General features: G+C 58.6%; 20 protein-coding genes and 1 pseudogene. 12 read left to right on the forward strand and 9 right to left on the reverse strand.

What is annotated here, in order from left to right:
- Positions 1 to 14: 14 nt before the first annotated feature.
- Both ACK6BI_RS11270 and acs read right to left on the reverse strand, forming a co-directional pair.
- Positions 15 to 788: an ABC transporter substrate-binding protein gene (locus ACK6BI_RS11270; RefSeq protein WP_065261786.1), complete on the reverse strand. Its 774-nt coding sequence runs from the start codon at positions 786 to 788 to the stop codon at positions 15 to 17.
- Positions 789 to 1502: 714 nt separating this feature from the next.
- The gene (gene acs, locus ACK6BI_RS11275) at positions 1503 to 3458 is read right to left on the reverse strand and encodes an acetate--CoA ligase (RefSeq protein WP_409317118.1); all 1956 of its coding nucleotides are present in this window, start codon (positions 3456 to 3458) and stop codon (positions 1503 to 1505) included.
- Positions 3459 to 3852: 394 nt separating this feature from the next.
- On the opposite strand from acs, the gene ACK6BI_RS11280 reads away from it, so the two are divergent.
- Both ACK6BI_RS11280 and ACK6BI_RS11285 read left to right on the forward strand, forming a co-directional pair.
- On the forward strand, positions 3853 to 4113 hold the full coding sequence (locus ACK6BI_RS11280) for a DUF2790 domain-containing protein (RefSeq protein WP_085709715.1): 261 nt from the start codon (positions 3853 to 3855) through the stop codon (positions 4111 to 4113).
- A 542-nt stretch (positions 4114 to 4655) separates the two neighbouring features.
- Positions 4656 to 5906 (forward strand): ribonucleotide-diphosphate reductase subunit beta, encoded by a 1251-nt coding sequence (locus tag ACK6BI_RS11285; protein ID WP_409317119.1) that lies wholly within the window; start codon positions 4656 to 4658, stop codon positions 5904 to 5906.
- 158 nt (positions 5907 to 6064) lie between these two features.
- Here ACK6BI_RS11285 and ACK6BI_RS11290 read toward each other — a convergent pair whose 3' ends face one another.
- A complete protein-coding gene (locus ACK6BI_RS11290) occupies positions 6065 to 6877 on the reverse strand; it encodes an HNH endonuclease (protein WP_409317120.1) in 813 nt (270 codons plus the stop codon).
- 261 nt (positions 6878 to 7138) lie between these two features.
- Here ACK6BI_RS11290 and ACK6BI_RS11295 point away from each other — a divergent pair, with 261 nt between their 5' ends.
- Positions 7139 to 8125: a hypothetical protein gene (locus ACK6BI_RS11295; protein WP_409317121.1), complete on the forward strand. Its 987-nt coding sequence runs from the start codon at positions 7139 to 7141 to the stop codon at positions 8123 to 8125.
- A 128-nt stretch (positions 8126 to 8253) separates the two neighbouring features.
- On the opposite strand, the pseudogene ACK6BI_RS11300 reads toward ACK6BI_RS11295, so the two are convergent.
- Together ACK6BI_RS11300 and ACK6BI_RS11305 are read right to left on the reverse strand one after the other, a co-directional pair.
- Positions 8254 to 8691, reverse strand: a pseudogene (locus tag ACK6BI_RS11300) (hypothetical protein); the annotation flags it as partial.
- 63 nt (positions 8692 to 8754) lie between these two features.
- Positions 8755 to 9570: a sulfite exporter TauE/SafE family protein gene (locus ACK6BI_RS11305; RefSeq protein ID WP_409317122.1), complete on the reverse strand. Its 816-nt coding sequence runs from the start codon at positions 9568 to 9570 to the stop codon at positions 8755 to 8757.
- 109 nt (positions 9571 to 9679) lie between these two features.
- Here ACK6BI_RS11305 and ACK6BI_RS11310 point away from each other — a divergent pair, with 109 nt between their 5' ends.
- Positions 9680 to 10447, forward strand: a complete 768-nt coding sequence (locus ACK6BI_RS11310; RefSeq protein ID WP_409317123.1) for an AraC family transcriptional regulator — start codon at positions 9680 to 9682, stop codon at positions 10445 to 10447.
- 93 nt (positions 10448 to 10540) lie between these two features.
- Entirely contained in the window at positions 10541 to 10852 is a 312-nt protein-coding gene (locus ACK6BI_RS11315; protein ID WP_409317124.1) for a multiprotein-bridging factor 1 family protein, read from the forward strand.
- Between the two features lie 38 nt (positions 10853 to 10890).
- Here the strand turns inward: ACK6BI_RS11315 and ACK6BI_RS11320 are convergent, their stop codons facing one another.
- Entirely contained in the window at positions 10891 to 11943 is a 1053-nt protein-coding gene (locus ACK6BI_RS11320) for an MBL fold metallo-hydrolase (RefSeq protein WP_409317125.1), read from the reverse strand.
- 214 nt (positions 11944 to 12157) lie between these two features.
- Here ACK6BI_RS11320 and ACK6BI_RS11325 point away from each other — a divergent pair, with 214 nt between their 5' ends.
- The 3 genes from ACK6BI_RS11325 to ACK6BI_RS11335 all read left to right on the forward strand — a co-directional run bounded on the left by ACK6BI_RS11325 (position 12158) and on the right by ACK6BI_RS11335 (position 14560).
- Positions 12158 to 12766, forward strand: a complete 609-nt coding sequence (locus ACK6BI_RS11325) for a TetR/AcrR family transcriptional regulator (protein WP_409317126.1) — start codon at positions 12158 to 12160, stop codon at positions 12764 to 12766.
- Positions 12767 to 12911: 145 nt separating this feature from the next.
- On the forward strand, positions 12912 to 13964 hold the full coding sequence (locus tag ACK6BI_RS11330) for a diguanylate cyclase (RefSeq protein WP_409317178.1): 1053 nt from the start codon (positions 12912 to 12914) through the stop codon (positions 13962 to 13964).
- Between the two features lie 53 nt (positions 13965 to 14017).
- The gene (locus ACK6BI_RS11335) at positions 14018 to 14560 is read left to right on the forward strand and encodes a DUF1003 domain-containing protein (RefSeq protein ID WP_409317127.1); all 543 of its coding nucleotides are present in this window, start codon (positions 14018 to 14020) and stop codon (positions 14558 to 14560) included.
- A 7-nt stretch (positions 14561 to 14567) separates the two neighbouring features.
- On the opposite strand, the gene ACK6BI_RS11340 is transcribed toward ACK6BI_RS11335, so the two are convergent.
- Positions 14568 to 15509: a LysR family transcriptional regulator gene (locus tag ACK6BI_RS11340; protein ID WP_409317128.1), complete on the reverse strand. Its 942-nt coding sequence runs from the start codon at positions 15507 to 15509 to the stop codon at positions 14568 to 14570.
- A 15-nt stretch (positions 15510 to 15524) separates the two neighbouring features.
- Between ACK6BI_RS11340 and ACK6BI_RS11345 the strand changes: the two genes are divergently transcribed.
- Both ACK6BI_RS11345 and ACK6BI_RS11350 read left to right on the forward strand, forming a co-directional pair.
- Positions 15525 to 16232, forward strand: a complete 708-nt coding sequence (locus ACK6BI_RS11345; RefSeq protein WP_409317129.1) for a CTP synthase — start codon at positions 15525 to 15527, stop codon at positions 16230 to 16232.
- The gene (locus ACK6BI_RS11350) at positions 16229 to 16549 is read left to right on the forward strand and encodes an antibiotic biosynthesis monooxygenase family protein (RefSeq protein ID WP_409317130.1); all 321 of its coding nucleotides are present in this window, start codon (positions 16229 to 16231) and stop codon (positions 16547 to 16549) included. The genes ACK6BI_RS11345 and ACK6BI_RS11350 overlap by 4 nt, the downstream gene beginning before the upstream one ends.
- Here ACK6BI_RS11350 and ACK6BI_RS11355 read toward each other — a convergent pair whose 3' ends face one another.
- A complete protein-coding gene (locus ACK6BI_RS11355; protein WP_409317131.1) occupies positions 16550 to 16876 on the reverse strand; it encodes a DUF2025 family protein in 327 nt (108 codons plus the stop codon).
- Between the two features lie 215 nt (positions 16877 to 17091).
- On the opposite strand from ACK6BI_RS11355, the gene ACK6BI_RS11360 reads away from it, so the two are divergent.
- Both ACK6BI_RS11360 and ACK6BI_RS11365 read left to right on the forward strand, forming a co-directional pair.
- Positions 17092 to 18219, forward strand: coding sequence for a glycerophosphodiester phosphodiesterase (locus ACK6BI_RS11360; RefSeq protein WP_409317132.1), 1128 nt, complete (start codon positions 17092 to 17094; stop codon positions 18217 to 18219).
- Positions 18220 to 18356: 137 nt separating this feature from the next.
- Positions 18357 to 18662 (forward strand): PepSY domain-containing protein, encoded by a 306-nt coding sequence (locus ACK6BI_RS11365; protein ID WP_065259299.1) that lies wholly within the window; start codon positions 18357 to 18359, stop codon positions 18660 to 18662.
- Between the two features lie 311 nt (positions 18663 to 18973).
- Here ACK6BI_RS11365 and ACK6BI_RS11370 read toward each other — a convergent pair whose 3' ends face one another.
- Positions 18974 to 20680 carry a methyl-accepting chemotaxis protein gene (locus ACK6BI_RS11370; RefSeq protein WP_409317133.1) on the reverse strand — a complete coding sequence of 569 codons (1707 nt, stop codon included), beginning with the start codon at positions 20678 to 20680 and terminating at the stop codon, positions 18974 to 18976.
- Positions 20681 to 20700 lie beyond the last annotated feature (20 nt).

The following is a 20700-nucleotide window of genomic DNA, read 5'->3' on the forward strand; positions in this document are numbered from 1 at the left end:
GTCGAGCGACGTCTTTACTTGCCGTAAATATCGAAGTCGAAGTACTTGTCCTGGATTTGCTTGTACTTGCCGTTTTCGCGAATGGCCGCGATGGCAGTATTGATCTTGTCTTTCAGGGCGTCGCCCTTGCGCACCGCGATGCCTACGCCGTCACCGAAGTACTTTTCATCGGTGAACTGCGGGCCGACGAACGCAAAGCCCTTGCCGGCGTCGGTTTTCAGGAAGCCGTCGTTCAGCAGGGTGGCGTCCGCCACGGTGCCGTCGAGGCGACCGGCGGCAACGTCGAGGTAGATTTCGTTCTGCGAGCCGTACGGCTTGATCTCGGCACCCAGCGGCGCCAGGACTTCGCGGGCGAAACGCTCGTGGATCGAACCACGCTGCACGCCGATGTTCTTGCCCTTGAGCTCGGTCAGCTTGTCGCTGACCACGGTGCCTTCCTTCATGACCAGGCGGGCCGGGGTGTTGTAGTACTTGTTGGTGAAGTCCACGGACTTCTTGCGATCTTCAGTGATCGACATGGACGACAAAATCGCGTCGATCTTGCGCACTTTCAGTGCCGGGATCAGACCGTCGAATTCTTGCTCGACCCACTGGCACTTGACCTTCATTTCTTCGCACAGGGCGTTGCCGATGTCGTAGTCGAAACCGACGATGCTGCCGTCCGGGGCTTTGGATGCGAATGGAGGGTAAGCCGCTTCGATACCGATCTTCAGAGGCTTTTCATCGGCGAATGTCGGCAAGGACAGCACGGACAGTGCCAGGGCGCCAAGCAGCACAAGTTTCTTCATCTTGGGACTCCATCGGTAAAGGGCAAAAACGGCAGAGTGAGCGACAGCCCAATATGCGAATGGGTGGAACGGAAAAGCGCTGCTGCGTCCGTAGGATTTCTCCCATTGAAACCCGAAGCGATTTCAACATGAGCCACGACGAGCGAGTGATCGGCATTCTAACGACAGGTCTGAAGCCGATATTTCTTCAATGCGACAACAAATTACAGAAGCACCGAGAAGCTCGCCTGAGCACATTGACAGCTCCGCAATTTCATGCAAGAGCAAAAGACAGTGAACCGATCTATGCTGCAAATTGCGGGCCTATTATTCGCAAACCCTTCTAATCCGGCAAGCGCGGGGTGATGTCTTATTTTTCACCGGAGTTTTGAGGCGCCGAAACGGGGCGATACGTTTCTCATTGCCCCGTTGCGGGGCGGGCGGTTACACATTCGGTTACTTGAAGGCTGGCGGGTAACAACAGGAATGGACTGACGGAGCAATTCGATAATTATTGGCCGAAAATCCCCCCTCACCTTGAACCCGGCCACACCCAGTAACTGATCGTTCCCACGTTCCGCGTGGGAATGCAGCCCGGGGCGCTCCGCGTCCCAAGAGCGTCCAAGAAGGCGTTACCACGCAGAGCGTGGGAACGATCAACGTGGCGTGATCGAAAACAAAAAGCCCCGACCGGCGCGATGCCGGGCGGGGCTTTTCAGCCTTCAGACCCTTCGCTTACGCGACGTTCATGGTCTTGTGCGTATCGATCAGATGCTGCACCACACTCGGGTCGGCCAGCGTCGAGATGTCGCCCAAGCCTTCGTACTCGGCGGTAGCGATCTTGCGCAGGATGCGGCGCATGATCTTGCCCGAACGGGTTTTCGGCAGCCCCGGCGCCCACTGGATCACGTCCGGCGAAGCGATCGGGCCGATCTCCCTACGCACCCAGTTCTTCAGCTCCAGGCGCAACTGCTCGCTCGGCTCTTCACCATTTTTCAACGTGACATAGACATAAATGCCCTGCCCCTTGATGTCGTGCGGCACACCCACCACCGCCGCTTCGGCGACTTTCGGGTGAGCGACCATCGCGCTTTCGATCTCGGCGGTGCCCATGCGATGGCCGGACACGTTGAGCACGTCGTCCACGCGACCGGTGATCCAGTAGTAACCGTCGGCATCGCGGCGGGCACCGTCACCGGTGAAGTACATGCCACGGAAAGTCTTGAAGTAGGTGTCGACGAAACGGTCGTGGTCGCCGTACAGGGTACGGGCCTGACCAGGCCACGAATCAAGAATCACCAGATTGCCCTCGGCCTCGCCCTCGATGATGTTGCCGAGGTTGTCCACCAGCGCCGGCACCACACCGAAGAACGGACGTGCCGCCGAACCCGGCTTCAGGGCATGAGCGCCTGGCAGCGGGCTCATCATGTTGCCGCCGGTTTCGGTCTGCCACCAGGTGTCGACGATCGGGCAACGGGACTTGCCGACGTTCTTGTAGTACCAGTCCCAGGCTTCCGGGTTGATCGGCTCGCCCACCGAACCGAGCAGACGCAGGCTGCTGCCGTCCGCGCCTTCGACAGCAGCGGTGCCGGAGGCCATCATCGCGCGGATTGCGGTCGGCGCGGTGTAGAGGATGTTGACCTTGTGTTTGTCGACGATCTTCGCCACCCGGGTGATGTCCGGGTAGTTCGGCACGCCTTCGAACAGCAGCGTGGTCGCACCGTTGGCCAGTGGACCGTAAACAATATAGGAGTGACCGGTCACCCAGCCGACGTCGGCGGTGCACCAGTAGATTTCGCCCGGACGGTAGTCGAACACGCGCTCATGGGTCATGGCCGCGTACAGCAGGTAACCGCCGGTGGTGTGCTGCACGCCCTTCGGCTTGCCGGTGGAGCCGGAGGTATAAAGGATGAACAGCGCTTCTTCGGCGCCCATCTCTTTCGGCGCGCAAACGGTGCCCGCCACTTTCATCAGGTCTTCGTACCAGATGTCGCGATGCTGGTTCCACTTGATGTCGCCGCCGGTGCGCTTGCACACGATGACTTTCTGGATGCTGCTGGTTTCCGGGTTGGTCAGGGCGTCGTCGACGTTGGCCTTGAGGGAGATCTTCTTGCCGGCACGGATGCCTTCGTCAGCGGTGATCACCACTTTCGAGCGGCAGTCGATGATGCGACCGGCCAGGGCTTCCGGAGAGAAGCCGCCGAACACTACCGAGTGAATCGCACCGATCCGGGCACAGGCCAGCATGGCGACCACGGCTTCGGGAATCATCGGCATATAGATAGTGACAACGTCACCGCGGTGCACGTCCTGGCCACGCAGGGCGTTGGCGAACTTGCAGACCTGTTCGTGCAGTTCGCGGTAGGTGATGTTGCGGCTTTCGGAAGGATCGTCGCCTTCCCAGATGATGGCGACCTGATCGCCGCGCTCGGCCAGATGACGGTCGAGGCAGTTGTAGGAAACGTTCAGGGTGCCGTCGGCAAACCACTTGATGTCGACATGGTGATCGTCGAACGAAGTCTGTTTCACCGTGGTGAAAGGCTTGATCCAGTCGAGACGCTTGGCTTGCTCGCGCCAGAAACCGTCAGGGTTGACGACCGACTGCTGGTACATGGCTTTGTAGGTCGCCTCGTCGGTCAGCGTATTGGCCAGAACCTCGGGACGAACGGGATACAGAGAAGCCGCACTCATCTTTCCTACCTCGGTGTAATAGTTGTTTTTGTATGACCCTGTTGTAGCCGGGGCGACCGTATAGAACCATTCGACGATGGTAGTAACAAGCCCCTACAGGTCGTGGCGATAATCCCGATGTTTCCCCTTGAGCACCCCGCAAGCCCTGATTCCTGTGGCTCGGCGGCGATTGTTACCAAATCTGCCAAAGGTGTTTATCAAAACCGCATCTGTTTACCCCCACCCCGTCTCCCTAAAATCTGCCTCGCCGACAAGGCAAAGTGATTAACAAGGTTACAGCCCCCACGAAGGCCGTTAATCCAGCTCTGAAGTAACAAACCCAAACGATGAAGTTCCACACGCAACCCCAAAAAGGTTGCGTGACCCCACTCGACCTCAAGAAGGTAAATTTCAAATGAAAGCTTTATTGGTTCTGGCCCTCAGCAGTCTGTGCGCAACCGCCATGGCAGACGAGGTCCCGACTGATGTCGCACAGCAACAACCGGCCATCGAGGAATACACTTACTCCACTCACCTGGACATCGCCAAAGTTGTATCGATGAGCGAAGTTCCGAATGTCTGCGAAGTGGTACCGATGAAAATGGAGTACGACGACTCCACCGGCCAGCGTCACATCCTGCGTTACAGCGTGATGGGTAACGGCTGTACCAATTGATGGTTTGAGACTGCACCGGATCGGACCGCTCGGCGCAACATCGAGGGTCGATTCCAGCCCGGCTTCGGTCGGGCTCAGTTGTGTCTGGAGCTGCAAAAAGCTCTTGCAAAACACAACATGTAGTGAAAATAGTGTTTTTTTGTTCGTTTTTTGAGCAAATCCACAATTGCGAGATTTTTTCGAAAAAAAATCTATCCCCGGCAAAGCCCTGTAAACCCTCGCTCTCGTCGAAAAACCAGCCTCCCCGACCGCGCAATGCGCGGATTCGCCTCAGCACAGCCGTGTTTTTTTCCCTATAATGCCGCCCCATCGGGTCAGCAATATTCCCTTACAGGGATCAAAGCCATTCTGAAGCCCCGCAGCAGCGTCAACGCTGTCTCGCGCCCGTCAGAGGCTCTCGGAAACCCGAAAAAATTTTCTGTTTATTGCCTGCGTAGCACCGCTGCAAAAAACGACATCCAACGCGGCCTGTACGGCCGTGTGAAAAACCAACCCATCAGTTTTCACACGGGCACAGGCCCTCACGCAGGAGACGACACGTCATGCTGAGCTGGGACGAATTCGACAAAGAAGACAGTGAAGAAGCAGTAGTGAAAGGCGCTAACGCCGGCCGCGCTGCCGAAGCCACCATGGACCGCCTCGACAGCGCCGGCGGTGCCGCCGCCCTCGAAGCCCGCGCCGTGACCGCCACCGACTCGGCTGCCGTTGCCCGCGCCAAGGCTGCACTGGATTCGCTCGACGTCGCCGAAGGCCTCGCCGAACTCGAAGGCTCCGCCGCCCGTGTCGCCGTTGACGAAAAGCGCATGATCAACTGCCGCGCCGACCTCAACCAGCTCGTGCCATTCAAGTACGACTGGGCCTGGCAGAAATACCTGGACGGCTGCGCAAACCACTGGATGCCGCAAGAAGTCAACATGACCGCCGACATCGCCCTCTGGAAAAACCCGGAAGGCCTGACCGACGACGAGCGCCGCATCGTGATGCGCAACCTCGGCTTCTTCTCCACCGCCGACTCCCTGGTGGCCAACAACCTGGCCCTGGCCGTGTACCGCCTGATCACCAACCCGGAATGCCGCCAGTACATCCTGCGCCAAGCGTTCGAAGAGGCGATCCACACCCACGCCTACCAGTACTGCATCGAATCGCTGGGCATGGATGAAGGCGAGATCTTCAACATGTACCACGAGATCCCGTCGGTCGCGAAAAAAGCCGCCTGGGGCCTGAAATACACCCGCGCCATCTCCGACCCGGAATTCAACACCGGCACCGTCGAAACCGACAAGGAACTGCTGCGCAACCTGATCGCCTACTACTGCGTACTGGAAGGCATCTTCTTCTACTGCGGCTTCACCCAGATCCTCTCCATGGGCCGCCGCAACAAAATGACCGGCGTCGCCGAGCAGTTCCAGTACATCCTGCGCGACGAATCCATGCACCTGAACTTCGGCATCGACGTGATCAACCAGATCAAGATCGAAAACCCACACCTGTGGGACGCCGAAATGAAGGAAGAAGCCTCGCAGATGATCCTGCAGGGCACCCAGCTGGAAATCGAATACGCGCGTGACACCATGCCTCGCGGCGTACTGGGCATGAACGCGGCGATGATGGAGGACTACCTGAAGTTCATCGCTAACCGTCGCCTGTCGCAGATCGGCTTGAAGGAAGAGTACCCAGGGACGACTAACCCGTTCCCTTGGATGAGCGAGATCATGGACTTGAAGAAAGAGAAGAATTTCTTTGAGACTCGTGTGATCGAATACCAAACTGGTGGTGCGCTGAGCTGGGACTAATCGTCTCGCTCGCCACGATTTGAAGACTGCTGCTTGAGTCATCGAATTGAGAAAGCAAAAGCCCCGATTTTATCGGGGCTTTTTTATGGGCGGCTGACAGTCCCAACTGACGTGGGTTCTCAATTCTCGGTAGCTGTTCTGTTAATCCATTTTGCACCTTAGGTTAAATCGTCAAAAACCCAACGCCCACTGAGAATACCTTTCAATTGTTCAACACTCAGTAGCTGCTGGGGCTTTCTATGTACAATCGCGTGGCAATTTGCACAAAGCGGGATCAAATCAGTCTCGGGATCCACAACCTGATTCTCGCCAAATTCAGAAATGGGTTTCACGTGATGCACGTGAATAAAACCCTTTGCATGAGCTCCGTATGCTTTCTCAAAGTCAAAATCGCAGGCTTTGCATTGAAGCCCGTGAATAGCGATTGCCTGCGCTCTCAGCTTTGGACAGCGCTCATATCTAACACCGTAGTAAATTACTTTTTTCCCTTCAGTACCAACGATCTTGGTTTCAAACTCCTGCGTGATATTGGTTGGACTGAGCTGATCAATCGGAACCGACTTCAACGCCGCTCGGGATAAGATTTGGTCGAATACGGTTTCACCAATTGGGCGAACACCATTCCGCCAATAATTTTTTTTAAGATTTACAGGAATCTGCTCAAAATACTCCCCATCGGCTTTGATCGGGATCGCAGATTCAAATGGTTTGAAATCTTCAATGACAGCAAACCAATCCCCCTGCTTGCTGTTCACATCTGCGTAAACCTTACCTATTCGAGCAACCCCAAAATAATGAGGTTCAGTACTCAGACGCTGCCCTGAAAAAGCCCTGTTTGTCATCTTCCCTTTGTAATAGAGCACCTTCGTTCCTTCAGCCAGAATCGCTCGGTACTGCTTCGGAAAGTGATAAGAAACTCCTGTTTTGTCGTCCCACTTTGACTCATCATTTTCGGCAATTACAGCTGGCATCCACTCCCCTCCCTACCAGAGGATGAAGACTACCAAATTCCAGGAAATCTCCTACACAATCCACAGAAGACTCTCACTCGCAACTCAAAACAACACCTAGAAAGCAGCGATCGAGTCCTTGTCGCAAAGAAAGGCCTTCCAAGACACCGAAAACGGGCCGAAAACATGACGAAGCTGGTTACTAAGGTGAATTAATAGGTGCGCCAACACGTACCTCCCGCTATTAATACCCCGCCCCCACTCAAGGACCCGAGCCCCACCATGAAATTCGACCTCGCCTACTGCCTCAGCCTCGACGACAGGTTGTCGATCTATGACGTTCGCGATCTCAATTTCGATGAGACGGTGGCGTTCGATTCCGCCAAGGAGCATTTCCAGTGCCCCAACGACGCCTGTCGTTCGGCGTTCGATGCCTCCAACGAGTTGGGTACGTTCAACGCCAAGAACGTGAATTACGTGCGCACGCCGCACTTCAAGAATCTGCCCGGTACGCAGCATGTGGCAGGTTGTCCGTATGTGAGTGTGAAGACGCCGGCGTCGGGGGTTGAGGCGGCGGATGGGGAAGCGGATGACGGGCGTGAGGAGCATTTCCCGTCGGAGTTGTTGCTGACGCGCCGTGAGTATGTACGCAAGCCTGCCGCGCCTACTGAAGTGGCGGATGTGTTGCGGGATGATCCGGTGCGGGTGGTGGCTACCCCCTCAAAAGAATCGCCGAGTCGGGAGACGGCGCCTGACAAGACCAGTGTCTTCGCTCACCCCGTGGAGTGTTTTGTATCGAACTTCGCGGACAAGGATTTGCTCAAGCGCATGCCGTTGAAGATTGGCGAGCATACGGCGCCATACAGTTCGTTCTTCAAGAAAATCGAGTACCTGACGGACAACAAGGGGCTGATTTACTGGGGCCGGATCAAGAAAATCGAGGACTTCCACAGCGCCAGTTTCCGGATCGATTTCGAAGACAAGGTCTGGTTCAAGAAGCCGGATGACATCAAGAAAAAACCTTATCCGGTCAGTGTCTATCTCAACAAAAAGCTGATCGACAACTACCGCAAGCGCAAGGCGTTTCTGGAAGAGATCAAGCACGCCATCGACAGTGACAAGGCGTTGTTCTGCTTCTTCTATGGTGTGACGCCGGAGTTGAAACAGGTGCCGAGCAAGAAGAACCCCGAAAAGCCTTTCGAGGTCTTCAATGCCAATATCGAGAACCTGGATCACTTCATCATTCGTGAAGCGCCGGGTCTGGCGTGATGGTCAGCCTTGGGGCAGTTGCAGTTTGACGGCGCCGGGGTGTTGTTTGACGACTGAGTACGGCAGGACTGACCAGTCCGGCGCATCGCAGGCGCAGGCGACGCGAGCAAAGTAGGCGCCGAGGTACAGACCTGTTGGTTGACCCGCTGCACGTCATCTTTCGGCAGGCTGGATTCCACGATAAACAAGGCAATCTTCGACTCGGGCTCCGTCCACCATTGAAGGGGGTAGCCCATGAAATCTTCTTTTTTCGTGGCTTTGAGCTTTAGCCCCTGTAACCGCAGATATTCGTAAGGTTCGCTGGCGGGCACCGTAGCGATTGGTGCCTTCAACCAGCGTCAGCGTGCTGTCCTGCAGTGCGCCGCTGAGGGCCAAATCGCGGTGGTACTTTCGTAGAAGTAACGACCGGTCACTTCATCCACCTGCTGCGTATTGAGCTCGACCACAATCGGCGTCGTGCCCAGCGTGCCGGTGAACACACGCCTGCCGTCGTCAGCCTGAGCGGTGGAAAGCAGTGAAAACAACACGGCAGCGTATGGCGCCAGGCGCAACAGTCCCTTGAGCATGGATCGATCCCTGAGTGAATAAGGCTGCGGAGTATGCAGAGGATGCGCGCGGGAATCGAGGTGCTACTTCAGTGTCATGCCCAGCATCACGATGATGAGTAGCGCGATATACACCCACGCATGCACCCGATCCGGTATCCGTCCGATCCACGGCGTGGCCAGTCGAATCCCCAGCATCGAGCCCAGCGTCAGCACTGCAAACGCCAACAGATCCACATACCCGATAAACCATGGCCCGAGGTCTGTCTCGCTGAACCGCGCCATCACCATGTAGGTCAACGTGCCCGCCAGCGCCACCGGCACGCTCAACGGATTGGCCATCGACGTCGCCCGGGACATGCTCAACCCGCAACGGCGCAGCAATGGCACGGTCATGACGCTTCCTCCTACGCCGAGGAAGGTCGCAATGGCGCCAATGCCTACACCACCGCCGGACGTCTCCACCGTTCCCAGTCGACGTGGGATGGCACCTTCGGACTGCGTAAGAAATCCCCTTCGCAGCAGGCAGTCGACAATCGTCACGCCGAGATAGGCGATGAAGGCATAGCGAATGACTTCGCCGCTGACCCACACGGCTGCGATGGCACCCACGATGGCACCTGATCCAATGAATCCGCCCAAGGGCCACAGATACTCACGGATCAGGTTGCCGGCGCGGTGGTGTTTGTGGGTGGCGACCAGGGCGTTGACGATCATCACGCAGGTCGAGGTGGCGACGGCGATGTGCATGGCGGATTGGCTGATCGGGTCGTCGGCGCCGTGGCTGGCGGTGAGCATGCGGTACAGCAGCGGTACGACCACGAAGCCGCCGCCGAATCCGAAAAGTACGGCGGTGACGCCGGTCAGGCAGCCGAAGAGTGTCAGCAGTAGGTAGAACATGGTACGCCGTCCGTTGTTTGGAAGCGGTCGACGATAGAGCCGTAACGTTTGGCCCGCTTCAGCAAGTCAGCCAATAATGTTTGCGTTTACGCCAATCGCCGGGCCGCTCATGCGCAATGTTTCGATCAATCTGCTGGATGACACACCGCGTCCGGTGGTGGCGATCGGTACGGATTATTCCCACGGCTATCTGTTGCCACGTCATACGCATCGGCGGGCGCAATTGTTGTACGGCGCGACCGGGGTGATGCAGGTCAGCACCCATGACGGCAACTGGGTGGTGCCGCCGCAGCGGGCGGTGTGGATTCCGCCGGGAGTGGCGCATGAGGTGTTGATGCTGGGGGTCAGCACTCGCAGTTTGTATATCGAGCCGGAGGCGGTGGATCTGGGCGAGTGCTGTCAGGTGATCAATGTGTCGCCGTTGATGCGGCACTTGCTGATGGAAGCGGTGGAGCTGCCACTGACCTATGACGTGGCCGGGCGTGACGGGGTGCTGATCGATTTATTGCTGCATGAATTGCAGCGGAGTGCGCCACTTCCCTTGCATATCCCGCTGCCGTCTGACGGAAGATTGCTCGAACTGTGTCAGACCTTTCTGCATCAGCCGAATGCCCATCAGTCGCCTCTGCAATGGGCCGATCAACTGCACGTAAGCTTGCGCACCTTCAACAGACTGTTCCGCCAGCAAACCGGCCTGAGCTTCAGTCAATGGCGCCAGCGCGCCTGTGTGGTGCTGGCGCTGGCACGGCTGGCGGCGGGTGAAGCGGTGACGCGGATTGCCCTGGATCTCGGCTATGACAGCCCGGCGGCGTTCTCGACGATGTTCCGTCGGATACTCGGTCAGGCACCGTCCGTCTGGTTGGAGGTGGCGAACTAGGGCAAATCAAAAAATGCGTTTGATCCCGGCCGAAAACAACTGTACAAAAACACAGTACATTTTCCATCAGCACTCTCGAGCCCGGAGCACACCATGGCCTCTTCAGCGATGAACCTCATCCTCGAACGTATCGCCCTTTTCCAGTTCACCCCGACCCATTGCGTCCAGGCTCGAGAGATCCTGGGCTGGAGCGTTGAGCAACTGTCGCGGGAAGCCGGGGTTTCGGTTGACGACATTCAGCGGTTCGAAGCGCAGCAGGACGTGGCGGATGCGGCGCGGCTGGCGTTGACGTATCGGTTCGAGGCGCAGGGGTTGGTGTTCTTTCCGGGGTTTGCGCCGGGGCGTTCGACGAGCAATGGTTCCACAGTTGAGTCAGTGCGTGGGGACTATGCAATGGCGGAGTGATTCGGTTCGCCTCTTTGAGGCGAACCTGGATCAGGGAGTCAGGCCTCCTGCACCACCACCTCACTCTCCCCTTCAACCGCCAACCACCACGCATCCCCACGTTGCGGTTGTGCCAGGTTGAACGCCTCGCCCATTTGCGGGGTGGTGATGAAAACACTGCGTTCCCAGGCCAGTGCGAGGATGCGGTCAAACGGTTCATGCCATGCATGCATCGCCAGATCGAACGTACCGTTGTGGATCGGAAACAGCCAACGGCCCTTGAGGTCAATGTGGGCCTGCAGGGTTTCTTCCGGTTGCATGTGCACGTGGGGCCATTCGACGTTATACGCGCCGGTTTCCATCAGGGTCAGGTCGAACGGACCGAACTGTTCGCCGATGTGTTTGAAGCCGTTGAAGTACCCGCTGTCTCCGCTGAAGAAAATCCGCTTGTCGCCGTCGATGATCACCCACGAAGCCCACAGGGTCTGGTTGCCATCGAACAGGCCACGGCCGGAGAAATGTTGCGACGGGGTGGCGATGAAGTGGATGCCGGCGACTTCTGTGCCGTGCCACCAGTCGAACTGGCGGACCTTGGTGGCATCGATGCCCCATTTGATCAGGGTGTCGCCGACGCCCAGCGGGGTGAGGAACAGGTTGACCTTGTCCGCGAGTTTCAGCACCGCCGCATAGTCGAGGTGGTCGTAGTGGTTGTGCGAAAGGATCACGGCCTCGATCGGCGGCAACTCGTCGATGCTGATCGGTGGCTGGTGGAAGCGTTTCGGGCCGGCCCATCGCACGGGCGAGGCGCGCTCGGCGAAGACCGGGTCGGTGATCCAGAATTTGTCTTGCAGTTTCAGCAGCAGGGTCGAGTGGCCGAGGCGGTAAACACTGTGGTTCGGCGCGGCAATCAGGTCGGCACGGGTCAGCGGCTGCACAGGAATGGCTGACGCCGGACGGGTGTTGTGCGGTTTATTGAAGATCATGTTCCACATGATGCGCAGCATCTTGCGCACACCTTCGCGCTGCACCGGCGCGTGGTTGCGGAATGTCCCTTCGGCCTGGCGCGAAGCTTCAGGTACAGGACTGACCGCGGAGGAAATTGATTTGGCCATGACTGAATGACTCCAGAGAAACCGCGCAATTCACGGTTTTCCACGGTGGGACGATAATGGCCAAGGCACGCACGCATCAGCCGGACATCTGGTTTTAGGTGGCACCGATTAACGCAACATTACACTGATCGGTGTACTTTCTAGGTTGCATGAATCCGGATGACAAGTAAACTGCCGAGTGTAATTTCCTCCATATTCTTGCCGAATCGAATTTATGACAGCTCCAACGCGCCTCACCGACCGCAAACGCGAAGCCATCATCCTGGCGGCCATTTCCGAATTCCGGGCTAACGGCTTCGAGGTCACCAGCATGGACAAAATCGCGGCCAGCGCCGGGGTGTCGAAGCGCACGGTGTACAACCATTTTCCGAGCAAGGAAGAGCTGTTCGCCGAAATTCTCAACCAGTTGTGGGCACGGATCAGCACCGAGCAAGCTGTGTCGTATCAGCCCGATCAGCCTTTGCGTGATCAACTGCGAACGATGCTGCTGGCCAAACTGCAGATGATGGCGGACGATAATTTCATGGATCTGGCCCGGGTCGCCATCGCCGCCACGATCCACTCGCCCGAGCGCGCGCAGAACATGGTGACGCGCATGAGTGAACGCGAGGAAAGCGTGACCGTGTGGATCCGCGCCGCCCAGGCGGATGGTCGGTTGAAACCGGTCGACCCGGAGTTTGCCGCGCATCAGTTACAAGGCCTGCTCAAAACCTTCGCGTTCTGGCCGCAGATTTCCATGGGCCAGCCCTCTCTCGACACGGCCGCGCAAAAGGCCGTGGCCGATTCCGCGCTGGACATGTTCCTGGCCTGTTACCAGCTCTAGAACAGGTCTGCGCCGCGTAATTGGCTCACAAGGACACTGAATTTTCCCGCTGGAATAAATGACAATGTCTGTCATTGACCGATGAACGGTCGCTCTGAAGAATTACACTGCAAAGTGTTTCAGAATGAATCTGGCGCAGAACATCATGGAAAACCGACGCGGCAAAGGCTTGTCATTCGCCAGACGTATCTACTTGCCACGTGCCCTTGGATTGGGCATCGGTTTCTTCAGCGTCGGCGCCGCGCTGTATCCATTGAACATGCCAGCATGGATCTGGACGCTGCTGCTGTTCAATGGTTTTGTCTGGCCCCATGTGGCCTATCAATGGTCGATCCGCTCGGCTTTCCCCTATCGCGCCGAGCGCCGCAATCTGCTGTATGACTCGGTGTTCGGTGGTTTCTGGACCGCGTGTTTTCAGTTCAACCCGCTGGTCACCGTGACCATTCTGTCGATGATGACCATGAACAATGTCGCCGCCGGCGGCCGACGTCTGTTCCTGCTCGGTGCCCTTGCCCAGGTGATCGGCGTGCTGTTGGGGTGGTCGCTGTTCGGGGTCAGATTCACGCTGACGGCCACACAGACCCAGGTCTGGGCGTGCCTGCCGATGCTCACCCTTTATCCGCTGGCGCTGGGCACGGTCTGCTATCGGCTGGCGATCAAGCTCGCCGAACACAAGCGCACCTTGAGTGCCCTGAGCCGCACCGACAGCCTGACCGGCCTGCTCAACCACGGCGCCTGGAAAGACCTGCTGCACCTCAAGTTCCAGCAGTGCCGCGAACACAACCATCAGGCCACACTCGCACTGATCGACGTCGACCACTTCAAGGTGATCAACGACAGTTACGGACACATCGTCGGCGACGCCGTGCTTCAGCAACTGAGTCAAGAACTCAAATCCCTGCTGGGTGAAAACGCACTGGCCGGCCGTTACGGCGGCGACGAATTCTGCGTGATCCTGCCCAATCTGCCACTCGGCAGAGCCGAAGCCCTGATGGAACAATTGCGTCAGGCCCTGCATCAGTACCGCCACCCCGATGTACCGCAAATGCGGGTCAGCCTGAGCATCGGCCTGGCGCGTTTTCAATCGACCTACCCGGATGCGCTGCATTGGTTGGACGACGCTGACAAGGCGTTGTACACCGCCAAACACACCGGCCGTAATACGATCAGCATCGCGTTGAGTCACACCGGCGCCTGACCCTTGGCGCAGGGCTATAGTGAGCCAAAGTCCTACGCCCTGCCGAGCCCGTCATGAACACAGAAAAATCCGAATACCCTGCAAACGCTTCTATCGATCATCTGCGATTCCACCGCCCTCACGCCCACCTGAACACAACCTTCGGCAATGACAAATTCGCTCTGCGCGCCGAAGCATTCGCGCGTTTTTTCGGCACGCCAATGTTTCTTGGCGCGCAGACGCTGATCGTCGTGGTCTGGATGGGCCTCAACGTCTCGGGCGTAACCCGGTTCGATGCCTACCCATTCATCTTGCTGAATCTGGCGTTCAGCCTGCAGGCAGCCTACGCCGCCCCACTGATTCTGTTGGCCCAGACTCGCCAGGCGGCACGGGACAAAGCGCAATCGGAGGCCGACGCGCAGCATCGCGAAGCACTAGCGGTGGCCAACAGCGAGCGCCAGGCGGAAGCGGCGAAGAACACCGCCCAACTGCTCGAATTGCTGGAACAGAACACTCGCCTGACCGAGATGACCAAGGACTTGACCGAACGGATCGAAATCCTCACCCGCGAGTTGCATCAGCACATCTTGCAACAGGAACAACAACCGAAGACATGACCCGCCATCATGACAAACGCAACGCCTGCCCGAGCTCATCAAACAGTGTGACCACCGAGCGCAACGCTCGGCAGTCCGGACGGGTCAGCAGCCACAGCGCGGTGTCGTAGCCATGCAGCGGCTCGCTCAGCGCATGCAATCCTTCGGTGATCAGAAAGTCCGGCAACGCCGCGACACCGAGGCCGGCACGCACCAGTTCAGTCACTGAGAGCATGCTGTTGCAGCGATAGCCCGGCATCACGCCCGGCAAGTGCTGACGACGCCAGACAACGGTCGGATGATCGGGCAGGAAATCGTCCGGGGCGATCCAGGTCATGACGGCCAGATCGGATGCATCGACCTTTTGCAGATAACGCTCACTGGCACAGACCCGGTAGGAAATTTTCGCCAGCTCCCGTCCGACCAGATGTTCCGGTGGTGTACGAGTCAGGCGCAGGGCGATGTCGGCATCGCGACGGCTGAGGTTGGCGAAATCGTTGGAGGTGCTCAGTTCGATGGTCAGCGCCGGGTAGTTCGGCATGAACTGCGCCAGCGCCGGCAGCAACAAGCATTGCAGCACCGAATCGGTACAGGTCAGGCGCACCGTACCGCTGACCACTTCGCCGCCCTGCTCCACGCCGATGCGCGCCGCTTCGAGTGCCTGCTCGGCACGTTCGGCCTGCTCCGCCAATGATTGCGCAAGGGTGGTGGGCAGATAACCGGCGCGGCTTTTTTCAAACAACTGCTGACCCAGCGCGGCTTCCAGTCGGCGCACGGCGCGAAACACCGTCGACACATCGACCTTCAACAGCTGCGAGGCCCGGGCCAGAGAGCCGCCACGCACCAGGGCGAGAATCAGTGCCAGATCCGGGAAGTCGAGTCGATAGTGCGTCGCTGCATTGATCACTTGGGAAAACGCCCATATGGAGTGCATGAACGCCAATCTATAGTGAGCGCCATCCCTCAACAAGCACAGCGAACACTCATGGAATCCAGAGCTCTGCGCATCGCCCTGATCGGTGACTACGACCCGCAAGTCACCGCCCATCAAGCCATCCCTGTCGCCCTCGGGCTGGCGGCGCAATACCTTCGCCGTCCCGTGGATTTCGAATGGCTGGCTACGGACGCCATTCACCCCGATACACCGCTCGACGGCTTCGACGGTTTCTGGTGCGTCCCGGCCAGTCCTTACAAAAGCGAAGCGGGCGCGCTACGGGCCATTCGTTTTGCGCGCGAACAGCAGCGACCGTTCCTCGGCACCTGCGGCGGTTTTCAACACGCGGTGCTGGAGTTTTCCCGCAACGTGCTCGGATGGGCCGATGCCGAACATGGCGAAACCTCGCCCGATGCCAGCCGCGCCGTGCTCTCGCCCCTGACCTGCTCGCTGGTGGAAGCGGTGGACAGTATTCATCTGGTGCCCGGTTCGTTGATCGCCAAGGCGTACGACATGTCCGAGATTCGTGAAGGGTATCGCTGCCGTTATGGAGTGAATCCGCAGTTCGAACGAGATTTGCTGACCCATGACCTGCATGCCGTGGGCCACGATTCGACCGGTGATTTGCGTGCCATCGAACTGAAAAACCATGTGTTCTTCGTCGCGACTCTGTTTCAACCGGAACGTGCTGCGCTCAAAGGGCAATTGCCGCCGCTGGTGCGGGTGTTCGTCGAAGCTTGCGCGGAGCAACGGGGATGATTGCCAAAACCCCAAAGGCGCCTTACTACGCGGTGATTTTCACATCGACCCGCACCGAAGGCGATCAGGGCTATGCCGAAGCCGCCGAACGCATGCTTGAACTGGCCCGAGAACAACCGGGATTTCTGGGCGTAGAGTCGGCCCGGGGCGCGGACGGGCTCGGGATCACGGCCTCCTATTGGAGCAGTGAAGCGGCGATTCTGGCGTGGAAAAACCATCCCGAGCACCAGGCCATTCGCGAGCGCGGACGTTCGACCTGGTACTCGGCATGTCATACGCGAGTGTGCAAAGTGGAGCGCGATTATCGATTCGGATAGTCAGCCCTTCACCAGACTGCGCACCGCCACAATCTCCGGCACTTCGCGTTTTTGCATGTACACCCGCAACGGCTCGGTGATGTTGATCCGGTCGTCGATGTGCTGATCGAGCAGCAACTGGATCGACTCGCGCTTGAGGGTCATGGTCTGTCCGGAGGCCGGTGACCAGACAAATTCGCTGGCGGGCATGATGCCGTCATCAGCCACGTCCATGCCGAACGCGTCTTCGCTGAATCGCACGATGTACTGGCCGGTCTTGCGGTTGAGGCCGACAAAACCCTTGAGGTCGTCGGCGGCCTGGCAGATGAGTTGAGATGTGATGCGCATGGTAAACCTCACGAAAAGGATCGATGGTCTACACGCAGGGCGTTGAGGCACCCCCTCTGCCGGGGTGGTTGCCGTGGCCAAGCGTACTGCAAACGAACGCACAAAAGTGCGGATTTTTTCGCTTTCAGTACGTTTATGTCGGTCTTGCGATAGCAGGTTTTCGTTTGAGTTGCTAAAAGGGACATCTTTGAAAATCCCTGCGAAAGGACCTCGATATGCCCGCCACGTTTACCAAAAGCGCTCTGCTGCTGAGCCTGATGCTCGGCCTCGGCCAGGCGCACGCTGCCAACCCGTCGAGCCCAGCTGCGCTTGCAGCCTCAGAGGGCATTCCGCGCCCGGCAGTGATCGCCCACCGTGGCGCCTCCTTCGACGCACCGGAATCCACCGCAGCCTCCTACAAACTGGCCCGCGACCTCGGCGCCGACTACCTGGAAATGGACCTGCAGCGCAGCAAGGACGGCGTGCTGTTCGCCCTGCACGACAACAACCTGCAACGCACCACCGACGTCGCCACCAAGTTCCCGGACCGCAAGGACAGCCCGGCCAATGCCTTCACCATGGCCGAGCTGAAAACCCTGGATGCCGGCAGCTGGTACAACAAGGCCTACCCGGATCGCGCCCGCCCTTCCTACGCCGGCCTGCAGATTCTGACCCTGGATGAAATCATCGACATCGCCCAGGCCAATCCGCAGCACAAACCTGGCCTGTACATCGAGACCAAGGAGCCGCAACTGTTCCCGGGCATCGAGCACGACCTGAAGGAAAAGCTCCAGGCCCGTGGCTGGCTGATTCCGGCCGGCGCCAAACCGGCCAAAAACGTCGCCAGCGTCGGCGAAAGCAACGGCAAGGTGATCCTGCAGACCTTCGAGAAGAACAGCCTGGAACTGCTGCAAAAGGAAATGCCGCAGGTGCCGAAGATCCTGCTGCTGTGGGTCGGTGAGGGCAGCATCGAACCGAAATCGAAAGTGACCTTTGCCGAATCCGGCGAGAAGGACAAGAACGTTTTCTACGGCAAGCAGGAGCCGAAATCCGAAGCTGAATTCAAGCAGTGGATCGACTACGCCAAGGCTCAGGGCGCCATCGGCACCGGCCCTTCGGCCAGGCTGACCCACGGCGGCGATCAGAGCTATTCGGACCTGGTACAGCCGTGGATGAACCAGTACACCCACGACAAGGGAATGCTGGTGCACGTCTACACCGTCGATGAGCCGGTGGACTACGAGAAAGTCATGGCTGCCGGCGTCGACGGCATCTTCACCAACCGCGCCAGCGAACTGCTGAAGTTCTACAAACGCCCGGCCACCGCCAGTGTGGATCAGGTGTTGAAGAACAACGGTTTCTGATCTTTCAATCGGGCGTCAGTAACGCGAGCAGGCTCGCTCTCACAGGGAGTCCGGCCTGCTCGCTGTTTTTTAAGGGTGAATTAAGTTGCGGTGATTAACCTGAACTCACTTGAACGAATCACCCAAAGGAATAACCGATGAAAACTTTGACTGCCCTGTTTACCGCTGCCGCCCTGACCCTCACCGCTGGCCTGGCCCAGGCTGACGTTCGTGTCGATCAGATCCCTGAGCTGGTGAAATCCGGCAAGATCAAGCCACTGGAAGAGCTGAACAAGATTGCCCTGGCCCTGCACCCGGGCGCGACCATCGTCGACACCGACCTGGACAACCATTTCAACGGCTATGAGTACGAAGTCGAGCTGCGTACCGCCGATGGCAAGGAATGGGACGTGGACCTGGATGCGGCCACCGGCAAGGTACTGAGCAACAAACAGGATCACTGATTGCCCCACACGACAAAGCCGCACGATTTTCGGATCGTGCGGCTTTTTTATGTCTGCGACTTATGCAGAAGTACTGAGCAACGCCCCCGACGTACTCGAATCAGACGCCTGCAACGCCGCCGTCGCCGTCCGCTATCAAGGTTTTGCCGGTGGACGTGGTGACGGTCTGATTGATCGAAACAGAGGTGATGCTGACCATGGAAATTCTCCAATGACGGTTATGGTTAACCGGCCATCGGCGGCGGCCTGCACGAATTGAGATCGACTGTGTACCGACTCGGTAACCGGGCCGGTACACAGTCGCTGGTGGGTCAGACGCTCAGGCGAGCCGTGACATCGTTCAGTTGTCCGGACAGGCCGTGCAGGTTCTGGCTGGCGCTTTCGGTGCGCTGCACGTTGTCGAGGTTAGTGCTGGCGATCGAGGTGATCTCGGTCAGGTTGCGCGAGATGTCTTCAGCCACCGAGGTCTGCTCTTCGGCGGCGGTGGCGATCTGGCGGTTCATGTCGCGGATCGCTTCCACCGCATGGGTGATGCGCTCGAGCATCGCGCCGGCCTGGGTCACTTGCTCGACGCTTTCATCGCTTCGGGTCTGGCCGCTGTCGATGGCCTGGGCCGCATCCACCGCACCGGTCTGCACGCTCTGGATGATCTGGTTGATCTCGATGATCGACTCCGCCGTGCGCTGCGCGAGGTTGCGCACCTCATCGGCCACCACCGCAAAACCACGCCCGGCTTCACCGGCACGAGCCGCTTCGATGGCCGCGTTAAGCGCCAGCAGGTTGGTCTGCTCGGCAATCCCGCGAATCACTTCCAGCACCTTGCCGATACGACCGCTGTCGGCTTCCAGACGACGGATGACGGTGGCGGTGTTGGCGATTTCGCCACGCATCTGGGTGATGCTGTGGATGGTGCTCTGCATGACCTTCTCGCCCTGCTGGGCGGACTGGTCGGCATCGTCCGCCGCACGCGCCGCGTCGGCGGCATGACGGGCGACTTCCTGGGCGGTGGCGGACATTTCGTTCATCGCCGTGGCCACCTGATCGGTGCGGTTGAACTGCTCGTTGGTGCCGCCGGCCATCAGCGTGGCGATGGCGTTCAGCTCGCCACTGGCACTGTCCAGATCCTTGGCGCTGCGTTGCAGGTGATTGAAGGTTTCGGCGAGGAAATCGCGCAGGGTGTTGGCCGCAGCGGCCAGGTTACCCAATTCGTCCTGACGATTGCTGACGACACGCTCGACCAGACGGCCCTTGCTCAACTGGGTGACGTAGTCGATGAGGTTGCGGATCGGCTCGACCAGGTTGCGGTTGACCAGCCACAGGCTCAGCAGGCCGATCAACAGACCGGAGGCAAGCATCACCACAATCCCCAGCATCACGGTGCGATCGGCACTGGCGCTGATCAGCGCCGACTGTTCGGTGCCCTGCTTGCGCAGTTCGGCCACCAGTTCGCTCATCTGGTCGCTGGCGGCGCGGTCGACGCCTTTGACGGCCACGTCGCCCGCAGCCGGATCGGCACCGGCAGCCACGTAGGCATCACGGCCCTTCTGATACGCAGCGCCAAGCAGGCGGTGTTCTTCACGCAGGCGTTCGATGCGGGTTTTCAACGAAGGCTCGAGGCCTTTCTGATTGGCCAGCTCACCGAGGATGTTCTGCACATCACGCTGACGATCTTCAAACTGGCCCCAATATTTGGCCAGGTCCGCCGGTTGCTTGCCGCGCAACAAAACGTTTTTCCACTCCTGGACCTGCACCTTGAATTGCAGGTTGGCTTCGTCGATCAATTGCGAAGTGTGCAAGGGACCGGCGATCAACTGGCTGTAGCTTTGCACGCCGTTGGACAGGAAGTGAAAGCAGGCCAGCGCGATCAACAGCATCGCCAACAGGCTGCCGCTCAGCAGGGCAAGAATTTGCGCTCTCAAGGATTTTTGCAGCATCGCAGGTACTCGGGACAGGAATGAGGCACGCCCGACAAGGCGTGAATTGTGGCCGGACATCCGTGTCGCCGAACCTTGGCTCATGGCCGAAGGCGCGCAACCTA

Source organism: Pseudomonas sp. KCJK9016, from assembly GCF_046231795.1.
In the GTDB taxonomy this organism is placed as follows: Bacteria; Pseudomonadota; Gammaproteobacteria; order Pseudomonadales; family Pseudomonadaceae; genus Aquipseudomonas; species Aquipseudomonas bananamidigenes.